The 14,018-nt window shown below is 71.1% G+C and carries 12 protein-coding genes; 7 read left to right on the forward strand and 5 right to left on the reverse strand.

The window, feature by feature from the left end:
* The first annotated feature begins 6 nt into the window (after positions 1-6).
* Entirely contained in the window at positions 7-567 is a 561-nt protein-coding gene (locus tag ABZ444_RS12450; protein WP_357995046.1) for a hypothetical protein, read from the forward strand.
* Here the strand turns inward: ABZ444_RS12450 and ABZ444_RS12455 are convergent.
* Positions 545-1,975, reverse strand: a complete 1,431-nt coding sequence (locus tag ABZ444_RS12455) for an MFS transporter (RefSeq protein WP_357995048.1) — start codon at positions 1,973-1,975, stop codon at positions 545-547. The genes ABZ444_RS12450 and ABZ444_RS12455 overlap by 23 nt on opposite strands.
* 40 nt (positions 1,976-2,015) lie before the next feature.
* Positions 2,016-2,744, reverse strand: a complete 729-nt coding sequence (locus ABZ444_RS12460) for a class I SAM-dependent methyltransferase (protein ID WP_357995050.1) — start codon at positions 2,742-2,744, stop codon at positions 2,016-2,018.
* A gap of 127 nt (positions 2,745-2,871) precedes the next feature.
* Here ABZ444_RS12460 and ABZ444_RS12465 point away from each other — a divergent pair, with 127 nt between their 5' ends.
* The 3 genes from ABZ444_RS12465 to ABZ444_RS12475 all read left to right on the forward strand — a co-directional run bounded on the left by ABZ444_RS12465 (position 2,872) and on the right by ABZ444_RS12475 (position 5,743).
* Complete coding sequence (locus tag ABZ444_RS12465) at positions 2,872-4,251, forward strand: LCP family protein (protein ID WP_357995052.1); 1,380 nt, start codon at positions 2,872-2,874, stop codon at positions 4,249-4,251.
* A gap of 98 nt (positions 4,252-4,349) precedes the next feature.
* On the forward strand, positions 4,350-5,279 hold the full coding sequence (locus tag ABZ444_RS12470) for an ATP-binding protein (RefSeq protein ID WP_357995054.1): 930 nt from the start codon (positions 4,350-4,352) through the stop codon (positions 5,277-5,279).
* Between the two features lie 77 nt (positions 5,280-5,356).
* Positions 5,357-5,743: an SCO5389 family protein gene (locus ABZ444_RS12475; protein ID WP_125640462.1), complete on the forward strand. Its 387-nt coding sequence runs from the start codon at positions 5,357-5,359 to the stop codon at positions 5,741-5,743.
* 54 nt (positions 5,744-5,797) lie between these two features.
* On the opposite strand, the gene ABZ444_RS12480 is transcribed toward ABZ444_RS12475, so the two are convergent.
* Genes ABZ444_RS12480 through ABZ444_RS12490 form a run of 3 tightly spaced genes read right to left on the reverse strand, consistent with a single transcriptional unit; the run spans position 5,798 to position 8,412 of the window.
* Positions 5,798-6,778 (reverse strand): LLM class flavin-dependent oxidoreductase, encoded by a 981-nt coding sequence (locus tag ABZ444_RS12480; RefSeq protein ID WP_357995056.1) that lies wholly within the window; start codon positions 6,776-6,778, stop codon positions 5,798-5,800.
* A gap of 17 nt (positions 6,779-6,795) precedes the next feature.
* Complete coding sequence (locus ABZ444_RS12485; protein WP_357995058.1) at positions 6,796-7,467, reverse strand: ribonuclease HII; 672 nt, start codon at positions 7,465-7,467, stop codon at positions 6,796-6,798.
* A gap of 9 nt (positions 7,468-7,476) precedes the next feature.
* Positions 7,477-8,412 carry a LysR family transcriptional regulator gene (locus ABZ444_RS12490; RefSeq protein WP_357995060.1) on the reverse strand — a complete coding sequence of 312 codons (936 nt, stop codon included), beginning with the start codon at positions 8,410-8,412 and terminating at the stop codon, positions 7,477-7,479.
* Between the two features lie 79 nt (positions 8,413-8,491).
* Between ABZ444_RS12490 and ABZ444_RS12495 the strand changes: the two genes are divergently transcribed.
* From ABZ444_RS12495 to ABZ444_RS12505, 3 genes are all read left to right on the forward strand, one after another.
* Positions 8,492-9,778, forward strand: coding sequence for a pyridoxal phosphate-dependent aminotransferase (locus ABZ444_RS12495; protein ID WP_357995062.1), 1,287 nt, complete (start codon positions 8,492-8,494; stop codon positions 9,776-9,778).
* A 141-nt stretch (positions 9,779-9,919) separates the two neighbouring features.
* Positions 9,920-10,564, forward strand: coding sequence for a GNAT family protein (locus ABZ444_RS12500; protein WP_357995064.1), 645 nt, complete (start codon positions 9,920-9,922; stop codon positions 10,562-10,564).
* 255 nt (positions 10,565-10,819) lie between these two features.
* Positions 10,820-13,825 (forward strand): BTAD domain-containing putative transcriptional regulator, encoded by a 3,006-nt coding sequence (locus ABZ444_RS12505; protein ID WP_357995066.1) that lies wholly within the window; start codon positions 10,820-10,822, stop codon positions 13,823-13,825.
* Positions 13,826-14,018: the final 193 nt, after the last annotated feature.

The following is a 14,018-nucleotide window of genomic DNA, read 5'->3' on the forward strand; positions in this document are numbered from 1 at the left end:
ATGTGGATGATGCGACATGTCTGGACGGCGGGCACGCTCGCCGACGACGACCGCGGCCCCGTGATCGAGGCCCCGTCCGTGCTGTTCGAGATCGCCGAGGTGCGGGGCGACGACCCGATCATCGCGCGGTACGGCGACGCGGAGCGGCTGGCCCTGTACAGCAGGAAGTTCAGCGAGGACGTGATCGTGCCGCCGTTCAAGTACAGCTACGGCGCCCGGATCAGGAGTCAGCTCGCCTGGGCCGCCGACCTGCTGCGGGTCAAGCCGTACAGCAAGAGCGCGTGGATCTCGCTGACCATCCCCGGCGAGCCGTACGACGCGGTGCCCTGCCTGATCGGCGTGGCGTTCCGGATCCGGGACGGCGCGCTCGCCATGACCGCGACCTTCCGCTCCCAGAACGCCTTCACCAGCTACCTCAACTACCTGCCGCTCGCCGAGGTGCACGCGACCATGGCCCGCGACCTGGAACTGGAGCGCGGGCCGATGCGGGTGTTCGTGGACGTGCCGCACCTGTACCTGGCCGACAGCACCCAGGTGCTGCGCGTCATGCGGCCCGCGCGGCGGTGAGCGGCGCGGCGATCTCCTCCAGGCCCTTGCGCTCGGCCTTGACCCCGAAGGCCAGCTCGACCAGCCCCGCGACGATCATCACGATCGCGCCGATCGAGAACGCCAGCGCCGTGTCGCCCGGCGCGCCGCTCTCGACCAGCGAGGCGAACACGAGCGGCCCGGCGATGCCGCCGGCGGCCGTGCCGATGGCGAAGAAGAACGCGATGGCCATCGCCCTGGTCTCCATGGGGAAGATCTCGCTCACCGTCAGGTACGCCGCGCTGGCCCCCGCCGAGGCCACGAAGAGCACCACCGACCAGCAGAGGGTCAGCGTCATCGCGGTCAGCGCGCCCTGGTTGAACAGCCAGGCGGTGCCGAGCAGCAGCACCCCGGAGCCGATGTAGGTCGCCGAGATCATGGGGACCCGGCCGACGGTGTCGAAGAGCCTGCCGAGCAGCAGCGGGCCGAGGAAGTTGCCGACCGCGATGATCGCGAAGTAGTAGCCCGTGTGCGAGTCGATCTTGAAGAACGTGGTCAGGATCTGGGCGTACCCGAAGGTGATCGCGTTGTAGAGGAACGCCTGGCCGATGAAGAGCGACAACCCGAGGACCGTGCGCTTGGGGTAGAGCGCGACCATCGTGTGCGCGATCTTCAGGAAGCCGATCGACTTACGCTGGTGGATGGTCATCGACTCGCGCGCCTCGGGCAGGTCCCGGCCGATCTGGCGTTCGATGTCGTCCACGATCTGCTCGGCCTCGCGGTCGCGGCCGTGGATGAACAGCCAGCGCGGGCTCTCCGGGACGTTCCTGCGGACCAGGAGGATGGCCAGGCCGAGCACCACGCCCAGCCCGAACGCCACCCGCCAGCCGATGTTGACCGGCAGGTCGTTCAGCAGCGGCACGGTCAGCAGGGCGCCGCCCGCCGCGCCGAGCCAGTAGCTGCCGTTGATGATGATGTCGATGCGTCCCCGGTGGTGACTGGGGATCAGCTCGTCGATCGCCGAGTTGATGGCCGCGTACTCGCCGCCGATGCCGAAACCGGTCATGAAGCGGAACAGGAAGAACCACCAGGCGTCGAAGGACAGGGCGGTCATCAGCGTCGCCGCGAGGTAGACCACGAGCGTCAGCAGGAACAGCTTCTTCCTGCCGAACCTGTCGGTCAGCCAGCCGAAGAACAGCGCCCCCACGCAGGCCCCGGCCACGTAGAGGGCCGCGGCGAGGCCGGCGACCTGCGCCTGGGTGATGTCCAGGCCGCTGCCGGGCTTGGCGAGCTGCCCGGACAGGTTTCCGACGATGGTGACCTCTAACCCGTCGAGCACCCATACCGTGCCAAGACCGATGACGATCATCCAGTGCCAGCGGGACCACGGCAGCCGGTCCAGCCGTGCGGGCACCTTGGTAGTTACCGTGCCGGTTTCCACGTCGCTCATAAGGGCATCTGGGTACCCGGTAAACGGACGGCAAACGTTCTTACACGGCAGGTTTTCTGGCCTCGACCAGGGTGGTGCCGAACCAGGGGCCGCCGTACCAGAGGCGGGCGCCGAGGTCGCGCCGGCGGACGTCGATCACGCCCAGGCCGCGCAGGACGTCCTCGTAGTCGGGCGCGTACCGGAAGTCCGCGATCAGCATGAGCCCGCCGGGCCGCAGCACCCGATGGGCCTCCCCGACCGCTCGCTCGCGGCCCTCGGCGGAGGGGATGTTGTGGATCGCCAGGCTCGACACGATGACGTCGAACGCGCCGTCCTCGAACGGCAGGTCGCGCATGTCGCCCGTGACCAGGCCGATCCGGTCGGCGACGCCTTCGGCCGCGGCGTTGGCCAGGGTGACGGCCGCGGCGTTGCCCGACTGGTCCTTCGAGCTCCACAGGTCGACGCCGGCAGCCCGTCCGGAGGTGAGCCGGGCGGCGGCGGTCAGCAGCACCGCGCCGCGCCCGCAGCCGAGGTCGAGCACCCGTTCACCGCCTTCGAGCGGCTCCAGCAGCTCGGCCCAGACGGCGAACTTGCCCCGGCGCGTGGTGTAGAGGTAGCTGGCCGCGCTGGCCAGCGTGTAGAGCCCGCCGAAGGCGAAGGCGATCCCGGCGGCGGGGATGTCCAGCATGAAGGAGACCGCCGCGAGAGCCAGCAGGACGATCGCCCCGAAGAGCAGTCCGCCGAGGGCCCACGGCGCGTCGAATCCGTAGCTACCGTGTCGAGTGCTCACTCTCACGTTATATCTCAAGTGGGTCTTGACCGGGAATTGAGCAAACACTTCCCCTTCACCCTCAATTGGCCCGCAACGCAATAACTATGGTGACTTGGATGGGCTGGCATTGGGGGTTTGACCAGGCATGACAGGGAAACAACGCGAATTCGGGCTAGGAGCGAGCATCGCGCTGACGGTCGCGTCGGCCGCGCTCTGGGGGGTGGCGCACCTGGCCACCCACCGTCACCGGATGGGCATCGCCCTCATGGCAGCCTACGTGCTGATGCTGGCCGGCGTCCTGACGGTGTTCACGGCGTTCAGCACCCGCCTGTTGTCGCTGGCGGTCCAGCCCGGCTGGCTCACGGTGCTCACCGTGGCGCTGGTCGGGATCGCGCTCGCGTGGACCGCCGTGATCATCCGGTCGTTCCTGCTCGTCCGTCCCGAGTCCTCCGACACCGCCGGACGTTTCCTGACCACCACGCTCGCGGCCGCCCTCTGCGCGCTCGTCCTGGCCCCCACCGCGTACGCCACCCGCATGGCCTACCTGTCCCGCGACGTCGTCAGCCACGTCTTCGCCACCACCACCAGCAGCGCCCCCGTCGTCGCCCAGGACCCGTGGAACGGCGCGGAGCGCGTCAACTTCCTGCTGATCGGCGCGGACGCCGCCCCCGGCCGGCCCGGCGTGCGCACCGACAGCATGACCGTGGCCAGCGTGGACACCGAGACCGGCGCCACCACCCTGTTCGGCCTGCCGCGCAACCTGCAGAAGGTCCAGCTCCCGCACGGCCCGGCCAGGAGCCGCTTCCCCTACGGCTTCACCGGCGACGGCCCCAGCACCCCCGGCCTGCTCAACGAGATCTTCCAGTACGCCGAGGACCACCCGGAGACGGTCCCCGGCGTGTCCAAGGGCAAGCGCGGCCCGTCGCTGCTCAAGCGCACCGTCAGCGACATCCTCGGCATCCCGGTCAGCTACTACGCCATGGTCGACATGAAGGGCTTCGCCGAGATCATCGACGCGATGGGCGGCGTCCGGGTCACCGTCAAGGACCCCATCGTGTACGGCAGGTACCGCGAGGGCCTGCTGCCCGCGGGCACCCGCAAACTGTCGGGCGAGGAGGCCCTCTGGTACGGCCGGTCCCGCACCGACAGCGACGACTACGTGCGCATGGGCCGCCAGAAGTGCCTGCTCAACGCGGTCGCCAAGCAGGCCGATCCGATGACCGTGCTCAAGAGCTTCGAGAAGCTGGCCGCGGCCACCAAGCGGGCCATCTCCAGCGACGTGCCCCAGGACCTGCTGCCCGCCCTGATCGAGCTGTCGGACAAGGTGAAGGACACCAGGATCCGGAGCCTCAGCTTCGTCCCGCCGCTGATCAGCACCGTCACGCCCGACTGGTACCTGATCAGGCGCAAGGTCTCCGAGACCCTGGACGAGCGCCCCGCCAACCGGTCGGCGAGCGCGCACCACTCCGCCGCCCCGACCCAGAACCCGGAGACCCCGGTCAACCTGGACGCCGCCTGCGGCTGAACCTCACCTTTCCGACAGCCATCACCCGAGTACGGAGTGTGGCATGATGGTGCGCGGGCCCAACGGAAACGATTTTCATCGTCATTTCAGGAGCGCACGTGAGAGTGGCATTCGTCGGCAAGGGCGGCAGCGGGAAGACGACGATCTCGGCGCTGTTCGCGCGGCACGTGGCGGCCCAGGGCGACCCGGTGGTCGTCATGGACGCCGACATCAACCAGCACCTGGCCCTGGTGCTCGGCCTCGACTCCCAGCCCGAGCCGCTCGGGGCCCACCTCACCGGGATCAAAGACCTGCTGCGCGGCGACAACCCGCGCATCGCCTCGGCCGAGACCATGGTCAAGACCACCCCACCGGGCCGCGGCTCGCGCCTGCTGCGCTTCGACGACCTGGCCGCCCTCGACTACGCCGTGACCACCCCTCACGGCCTGCGCCTGCTGGCCACGGGCCCGTTCGACGACGACGACCTCGGCGTGGCCTGCTACCACTCGAAGGTCGGCGCGGTGGAGCTGCTGCTCAACCACCTGGTCGACGGCCAGGGCGAATACGTCGTGGTCGACATGACCGCCGGCTCCGACTCCTTCGCCTCGGGGCTGTTCACCCGGTTCGACCTGACCTTCCTCGTCGCCGAGCCGACCAGGCAGGGCGTGAGCGTCTACCAGCAGTACCGCGACCACGCGGCCAAGTACGACGTCGCGATCGCCGTGGTCGGCAACAAGGTCCACGGCCCGTCCGACGTGGAGTTCCTCCGCGCGCACGTGGGCGACGACCTGCTGACCTGGATGGAGCACTCCTCGGCGGTGCGCGCCATGGAGCAGGGCCGCCACTTCACGCTCGACGACCTGGAGCCGGCCAACACCGAAGCGCTCGCCGTCCTGCGCAAGACCCTCGACGCGCAGGAGAAGGACTGGCCGCGCTTCGGCCGCCAGACCGCGGAGTTCCACCTGCGCAACGCCCGCGCGTGGGCCAACGCCCGCGCGGGAGCCGACCTGGCCGAGCAGATCGATCCTGACTTCGTCTACGGCCCCTAAACCGCACCTCCAGGCATCTGGAGCTACCCCCTTCTCCCACATAACGTCAGATTCGATCCCCTTCGAGAGGAGACAGCATGTCGCTGACCGTCCCGAACGATCTGCTGGACCAGGCCCGAGCCGGAGACGTGGACGACGCCGCGTTCGTCGCCTGCGTCCGCGACTCACTCCCCTACGCGTGGTCGCTGATCAGTGAGCTGGTCACCGAGCGCGCGCAGAGCGGAGCCGAGTTCGCCGACAACCAGGTGCCACCGCCGTCCGAGGAGGCCCGCGGTCAGCTCCTGCGGTGTCTGGCGAGCGACGCGATGCGCGGCGCGCTCGAACGCCACTTCGGCGTACGGCTGGCCTTCCAGAACTGCCACCGGGTCGCCGTCTTCGACCCGTCGGCCACCAAGGCCCTCGACGAGTTCGTCACCCCGCGGGCCCAGATCCTCAACCAGAAACCGGAGCTGGTCGACTGCTGAACCCACGGGCGAGCCGGGCCGTCCCGGCTCGCCCCCGGCCTCGTCTCCGCGGCCTCACCTCCGCAGCAGGGGCAGGACCTCCGCGCCGATGCGGCGCACGTCCTCCAGGGCCCGCCGGTGGTCGCCGATGCCCTCCACGGTCAGGATGACGTGCTCGATCCCGGTGCTGTCGGCCGTGCGCAGCAGCACCTCGGCGCAGTGGGCGGGCGAGCCCACCGGGTGGATGCGCGTCAGCAGGTCGACGTAGGCGGTGACGTCCCGCGAGGGGCGCGGCCGGCCGTCCACCGGCACGTAGCCGGCCAGCCCGGGGCCCAGCCACGCGGGCATCGACTCCTTCAGCTCCCGGACGGCCGCCTCCGTGGAGTCGGCCACGTGGGCCACCCCGGCCGCCATGTGCCCCGCCGGGCTCCCGCCACCCGCGACGTGCTCGGCGACCAGCTGGGCCTTGTCCCGGTCGCCGATGTGCATGCCGAGCAACATCGGCAGCCCGCGCTCGGCCGCCAGCGCCACCGTCGAGCCCGACGTGCACGCCACCACGGGCCGCAGCCGCGCCCCCGGCACCAGGGCGACCTCCCTGAACCGGAAGAACTCCCCCGCGGCCGCCACCGGCCCCTCGGACAGGGCCTCGACCAGCAGGTCGAGCGACTCGGCGAACCCCCGCTCGAACCGGTCGAGCCCGGTGCCGAACACCTCCAGGTCGACCCACGGGCCGCCCCTGCCGACGCCGGGCGTGAACCGCCCGCCCGACAGGTGGTGGAGCATGGCCGCCTGCTCGGCCAGCGCCACGGGATGTTGCGAGGACAGCACGCTGACCGCCGTGCCGAGCCCGATCCGGCTGGTCCGCCCCGCCGCCACGGCGGCCAGCGTGACCGCCGACGGGCACACGCCGTAGGACATGAAGTGGTGCTCGGCGATCCAGGCGTCGTGGAACCCGGCCGCCTCGGCGGCCTCGATCAGCTCCACCGAGTTCCGCAGGACCTGCCCTGGATCCTGGCCGGGAAAGCAGGCCGCGATGACGAAGATCCCGATCCGCACTCCCCCGATCCTACGGCTCAGCCGAACAGCGCGGCCTGCCCTTCACCCACGAGCGGATCCCTGACCTGCTTCAGATGCCGCCATCGCGGCAGGTCGTCCAGGTAGGACCAGGAGAGCCGGTGGTGCGGTGTGGGGCCGAGCCGGGCCAGGGCTTCCTGGTGCGCGGGCGAGGGGTATCCGGCGTTCTCCGCGAAGCCGTACTCGTCATGCCCGATCGTCCCCATGTAGGCGTCCCGCCGCACCTTGGCGAGGACCGAGGCCGCCGCGACCGAGACGCTGGCCGCGTCGCCCTTGATCTCCAGGCGGACCGGCCAGGGGGCGCCGATGTAGTCGTGCTTGCCGTCGAGGATCACGGCGTCGGGGCGCACCGGCAGGGCTTCGAGTGCCCGGCGGGCGGCCCTGCGCAGCGCCTCGGTCATGCCCACCGCATCGATCTCGGCGTGGCCGGCCTCGCCGAACCCGATGCCGGCCGCCCACGCGGTCAGCTGGTCGGCGAGCGGGCCACGTTTGGCGGCCGAGACCTGCTTGGAGTCGGTCAGGCCGGGCGGCGGCGCGGACAGGTCGGTCACGACGGCGCAGACCGTCACCGGCCCCGCCCAGGCGCCCCTGCCCACCTCGTCGACGCCCGCGACCGTGCGGGTGCTCGGCATGGACAGCAGGAGCTGCTCGATCTCGTACGTCGGCGCCATGGGCAGACGCTACCGCTCGGCCGGGGTCACCGGCTCCAGATCGCCGGCGATGTACCGGGCGGCCACGTGGATCGCCCGCAACGTCACCGACACCGACGGCCGGTGCACGCTGGACCTGCGGGCGACCGCGTGCACGTCACGGCCGACCGGGTTGCCGGGGAACTCCCTGACCGACAACCCCCGCACCCCGGCGGCCAGCGCCAGCGCGGGCACCGCCGCGATGCCGATGCCCTTGGCGACGAGGGAGAGGATCGTCCCGAGCCCCTCGAACTCCCAGGGCGTCGGCCGGGTGCCGCCGACGTCCACAAACAGCCGGTCGAGGGCCAGGCGTGAGGGCTCGCCGTCGGGGGTGGCCATCCACGGCTCGTCGCGCAGCTCGCGCAGGTCGAGCGGCACTCCGGGGTCGGCCAGCCGGTGCCTGCGCGGCACGACGAGCACGATGGGGTCGCGCAGCAGGGGGAAGACCCGCAGGCTCTCGCTCTCGCGGACCGAGCCGTACCAGTCGTCGACGAGGGCGATGTCCACCTCGCCCGACTGGACCTCCCGCATGCCCCGTCCCGACCTGCTCTGGCCCAGGCGGAGCGTCAGCTCGGTGTGGCGGCGCAGCGAACGCGCGAGCGCCGGCGCGAATGCCACGGCCGCTGTGGGGAAGGCGGTGACGACGACGCGCCCCGAAGGGGTGCCCGCATGGGCGGAGAGGTCGGACTCGGCCTCCTCGACCATTGACAGGATGCGTTCGGCGTGCTGGACGAGCCGGCGTCCGGCGTCGGTCAGCTCCGCGCTGCGCGCGGTTCTGTCGATCAGCGCGGTGCCGGTCTCCCGTTCGAGCGCCGCGAGCTGCTGGGAGACGGCCGAGGGGCTGTAACCCAGTGACTCGGCGGCGGCCGCGATGCTGCCCCGGCGAGCGAACTCACAGATCAGCGCCAAACGCCGGAATTCGAGCATCAGACTTCCTTACGCCTACCCACAAAAAGCCTCGCTTGTACTGATGCCTTCTTACAACCACCCTGGGAACGTGACAAACATGACCGTGACCTTGTCCGCCACCTTGGCGGCGAACGAAGACATCGAACGAAGACGGCGCGCCGGGGAACGCGTGCTGCACCTGGCCTTCGGTGAGGCCGGTCTGCCCGTCCACCCGGCGCTGCGCGACAAGCTGGCCGCCGCTTCCGAGCGCAACGGCTACGGACCGGTCGCGGGCGCGTCCGGGCTCCGGGCCGCGGCAGCGGGCTACTGGGCACGACGGGGGCTCCTGACCGACCCCGAGCTGGTCGTCTGCGGACCTGGCAGCAAGTCGCTGCTGTACGGCCTGCTCCTGGCGATCGGCGGCGACATCGTCCTGCCCATGCCGAGCTGGGTCAGCTATGCCGCGCAGGCCGATCTGGTGGGCTCCCGCCCCATCCTGGTGCCCGCACCGCCAGGAGAGGGCGGGGTGCCCGACCCCGACCTGGTCGTCGCGGCGGTCCGCCGGGCCCGTTCGGAGGGCAGGACGGTCAGCTCCCTGCTGGTCACGCTGCCCGACAACCCGACCGGCCGGCTGGCCACGCCGGAGACGGTCGCCCGCCTGGCGGCCGTGGCGCGCGAGCTGGACCTGATCGTGATCTCCGACGAGATCTACCGCGACCTGGTCCACGACGAGTCGGCCGGCTACACCTCGCCGGCCGACCTCGCGCCCGAGCGCACGATCATCACCACCGGGCTCAGCAAGAGCCTGGCGCTCGGCGGATGGCGGATCGGCGTGGCCCGGCTGCCCGAGGGCGCGCACGGGCTGCGTACCCGGCTGCTGGCGGTGGCCAGTGAGATCTGGTCGGCGCCGGCCGCTCCCGTCCAGGAGGCCGCGTCCTACGCCTTCGACGAGCCGCGCGAGCTGACCGACCGGGTCGCCGGCAGCCGGAGGTTGCACGGCATCGTGGCGCGGGCCGTCCACGAGCGCTTCATGGAGATCGGCGCCTCGGTGCCGCGACCTCAGGGAGGCTTCTACCTCTATCCCGACCTGAGCCACCTCAGGCTCGGCGGCTCCGCCGAGATCACCCGGATCCTGCTGGACGAGCACGGCATCGGCGTCCTTCCCGGACACGCCTTCGGCGACGACCCGTCGGCCGCCCGGGTACGCGTGGCGGTGAGCCTGCTCTACGGCGACACGCCCGAAGAGCGACTGACCGCCCTGAACAGCACCGATCCCCTTCAACTGCCATGGATCGCAGCGAATCTGAACCATCTGTCCATGGGTCTGAAGGAGCTCGCCCTGGTCCGTCACGGCGTCGTGGGTGAACGTCACCCGGCGCTGGTGCCGGCGCCATGTCACGGTTAGGCGAATCTTTCCCCAAGAGCTGGTTCACCACCCACCAAATCAGCCCTCTGACCTGCGGAAACACCGCACATCCAGAAACCCGGGAAAGATGGCTCTGAGAGCCTGGTTACGCGCGCGCCGCGCGAGCCTCATCATGTGCTCATGCCCGCTCTTGTCACCTTGTCCGGGCGCTCCGTGCGCCTGGAACCTCTCAGCCACGCGGTGATCGACGATCTCGTCGCCGCGGCGAGTGAAGACCGCTCCACTTACGCCTTCACTCGCGTCCCGGCCGGCCGGGACGAGATGGTCTCCTATGTGGAGGCCGCCATGGCTGAGCAGGCGGAGGGCCGCACGCTGCCCTTCGCCATCCGGTGGCTGAACACCGACCGCGTGGTCGGTGCCACCCGTCTCATGCACCTGGAGTACTGGCAGGGCCCCATGCCCTGGCCTCCGGGTTCACGCGGTGCGGTGGGCGACATCCCGTCCGTGGCGGACATCGGTTACACCTGGCTGGGCGCCTGCGCCCAGGGCACCGGCGTCAACCGGGAGAGCAAGTTCCTCATGCTCTCACTCGCCTTCGAGACCTGGAACGTCCACCGCATCACACTCAAGGCAGATGTCAGGAACGTCCGATCCCGGGCCGCCATCGAGGCCCTCGGCGCACACTTCGACGGGGTGCGACGAGCGGATAGCCGAGGCGCCGACAACACGGTCCGAGATACGGCCTTCTACTCGATCCTGAACTCCGAATGGCCGCTCGTCCGAGAACGGCTGGCCATGCGGCTCGGACTGGTAGAGGCAGCGTAGGAACATCGGCAACGGCCCCGCCCATACTTTTCCGGGCGGGGCCTGTATTTTTCCGCGTCCCCATCGGCTCTACATGACACGCCCCCGTGTCGGTGCGCCATGTACGGCCTGCCATCAGCATGCGGAGGCACGGTCAACACCTGATCAAAGGCGGATCAACGGTTCGTTCCGGCGATCAGCCCAGTTCTAGGTGGTAAGCGGTACTGGATCTATCATTTGGTCACAAATCGTTCCATTGCCCAGGAGACAGACGGCATGGCTGGTCAGAGCGTTGAGGGCGGGCTGTGGTTCGCCGTGCTCGGTCCCGTCCGCGCGTGGCGCGAGGGGCAGGAACTCGACCTGGGCACCCCGCTGCAACGCTCGATCCTCGGCATGCTGCTCCTGCGGGAGGGCCGCGCGGTCACCCCCGCCGAGATGATCGACGCCGTGTGGGGCGAGGAGGCGCCGCCCCGCGCCCTGGGCGCGCTGCGCACGTACGTCTCCCGCCTGCGCACGGTGCTCGAACCCGACCGGCCCGCCCGCTCCCGTCCCGAGCTGCTGACCTCCATCGGCCGGGGCTACGCGCTGCGCCTGCCCGACGACGCGCTCGACCTGACCCGCTTCGAACGCGGCATCGCCGAGGCCGAGGCCGCCCGCAAGTCCGGCCGGCTCTCCGCCGCCGCCGAGGGCATGCGGGCCGCGCTGACCCTGTTCGAGGGCGAGCCGCTGGCCGGAGCCGTCGGCCCGTACGCCGAGCACCAGCGCGACCGCCTGGCCGAACGCCGCGTCAGCGTCATCGAGACGCTCATGGACCTCGACCTGGAGCTGGGCGAGCACGCCGCGGTCGTGTCCGAGCTGATCGCGCTCACCGCCGAGCATCCCCTGCGCGAACGGCTGCGCGCCCAGCTCATGCTGGCCTACTACCGGTGCGGGCGGCAGGGCGACGCCCTCAACGTGTTCACCGAGACCCGCGAGGCGCTGATCGACGAGCTGGGCATCGAGCCCGGCAGCGAGCTGACCGCGCTCCACCACCGCATCCTGGCCGCCGACCCGGCGCTCACCCACGTGCCGCCGCCCGCCGCCCCGGCCGAGCAGGCCGCCGGCGAGCCCGAGGCCGAGGAGGAGCCGCCCGCGCTCGAACTGCCCCGTCCGGCGCAGCTCCCGGCCGCGGTCAACGACTTCACCGGCCGCAAGGAGGTGGCCGTCCGCGTCCACACCCTGCTGTCCTCGCAGTCGTCGGCCGAGGGCGTGCCGGTGGTGGCGCTGTGCGGCATCGGCGGCGTCGGCAAGACCACGCTGGCCGTCCACGTGGCGCACGCGGCCGACGACCTGTTCCCCGACGGCCAGCTCTACGCCGACCTGCGCGGCCACAGCGACGAGGTGACCGCTCCCGAGTCGGCGCTCGGCGGCTTCCTGCGCGCGCTCGGCATCCCGCCGGACGTCATCCCCGACGGCCTGGCCGAACGTTCGGCGCTCTACCGCTCGCTGCTGTCCGACCGGCGCATCCTCGTGCTGCTGGACAACGCCCGCGACGCCGACCAGGTCAGCCCGCTGCTGCCGGGCTCGCCGGGCTGCGCCACGATCGTCACCAGCCGGGCCAAGCTGGCCGACCTGCCCGCGGCCCGGCTGATCGACCTCGACGTCATGGAGCCGGACGAGGCGCTGTCGCTGTTCTCCTCCGTGGCCGGGCCCGAGCGGGTGGCCGCCGAGCACGGCGCCGCCATGGACGTGGTCGCCGCCTGCGGTTTCCTGCCGCTGGCCGTCCGGATCGTGGCCGCGCGGCTGGCCTCCCGCCCCTCCTGGACGGTCGCCTCGCTGGTGCCCAGGCTGGCCGACGAGCAGCGCCGCCTCGACGAGTTGCGCGTGGGCAACCTGGCCGTCGAGGCCACCTTCGCGCTCGGTTACGGCCAGCTCGAACCCGCCCAGGCCCGCGCCTTCCGCCTGCTGTCCCTGCCGAAGGGCCCCGACATCTCGATCGGGGCCGCCGCGGCCGTCCTGGCGATGAACATGTACGAGGCCGAGGAGCTGCTGGAGTCGCTGGTCGACATGAGCCTCCTGGAGGCCACCGCGCCCGGCCGCTACCGCTTCCACGACCTGCTCAGGCTGTTCGCCAGGCGCGTCCTGGACAAGACCGAGCGTCCCGAGGACAAGACGCTGGCGCTGCGCCGGCTGCTCGGCTTCTACCTGGCCTCGTCCCGGTCCGCCCACCGGCTGGCCTACGAGGGCAGCATGATCCCCGACAATCTGGCCGTGGTCGGCAGCGGGCTCACCTTCACCACCGTCGACGAGGCCGTGGCCTGGCTGATCTCCGAGGGCGACTCGCTGTTCGCGGCCATCAACCAGGCCGCGACCACGTCCACCGCCGGCGAGCAGCTCCTGCCCGCCGCCGACATGCTGGTGGCCATGGAGCCGCTGCTGGAGGCCGGTACCCACACCCGCGAGTTCGACCAGGGCACCCGCGCGGTGCTCGCCGCCGCGCTGGGCCTCGGCGACGAGGCGAGCGAGCTGCGCTCCCGGTACGTGCTGGGCCGGGTGCTGTTCGCCGGCAACCAGCTCTCGGAGTCCGAGACCCACTTCCGCCGCGTCTACGAGCTCTCGGACGCCCGCGACGAGAAGATCGTCACCGGCGAGGTGCTCAACGCGCTGGCCGTCGTCGTCGGCCGGCAGCGCCGCCACACCGAGGCCCTCACCCTGTTCGACGCCGCCTCCCGCTACTACCGCGAGAACGGCGTCCCCGCCGGCGAGGCCCTGGTGCTCAGCTACTCGGCCCGCGACCACCTGGGCCTCGGCCACGCCGAGGACGCCATCGCCGCGGCGGAGAAGGGCCTGGCCATCTTCACCGAGATCGGCAGCGGCGCCGGCACCGCCCGCGCCCGCTACCACCTGGGCATCGTGCTCAGCCGGGTCGGCCGGCTCACCGAGGCGGTGCACCACCACGCCGAGTGCCTGGCCTTCTTCCGCTCCAGCAAGCAGCGGGTCTGGGAGCAACGCGTGTGCTCCCGGCTGGCCGAGACGTTCATCGCCGCCGGGCGCTACCCCGACGCCGTCCGCCACGCCGAGCAGGCACTCATGGTCTCGCGCGAGATCGGCCACCCCTACGGCGAGGCGCTCTCGCTCACCGTGCTCGGCCGGGCGCTACGCGGACTGGGCAGCGTCGCGCGGAGCCTCGACTGCCTCAGGCAGGCCTACGACGTCTTCACCAGGCTCGGCGCCCCCGAGGCCGGTGACCTGAAGCTGCTGCTGGACGGCTTCGCCGTCGAACGGTCCGTCGTCGAGTCCTGAGTACAGCTCGTCGTCCAGACGTGTCATCCACACATGGTTGATCAAGGCTGTCCTTAGTCAATGCCGATGGCAGCCCGGCCGGTCATCCTGACCGCCACGCGTCGCCAGGGGGCCCGGTCATCCGGATGCTTCGCGTGACGGCTAGCCGCCTCACACAGACGACCGGCCGGACTCGACGCGGACCTTCGAACCC

It is taken from the genome of Nonomuraea sp. NPDC005730 (assembly GCF_040630865.1).
Lineage (GTDB): Bacteria > Actinomycetota > Actinomycetes > Streptosporangiales > Streptosporangiaceae > Nonomuraea.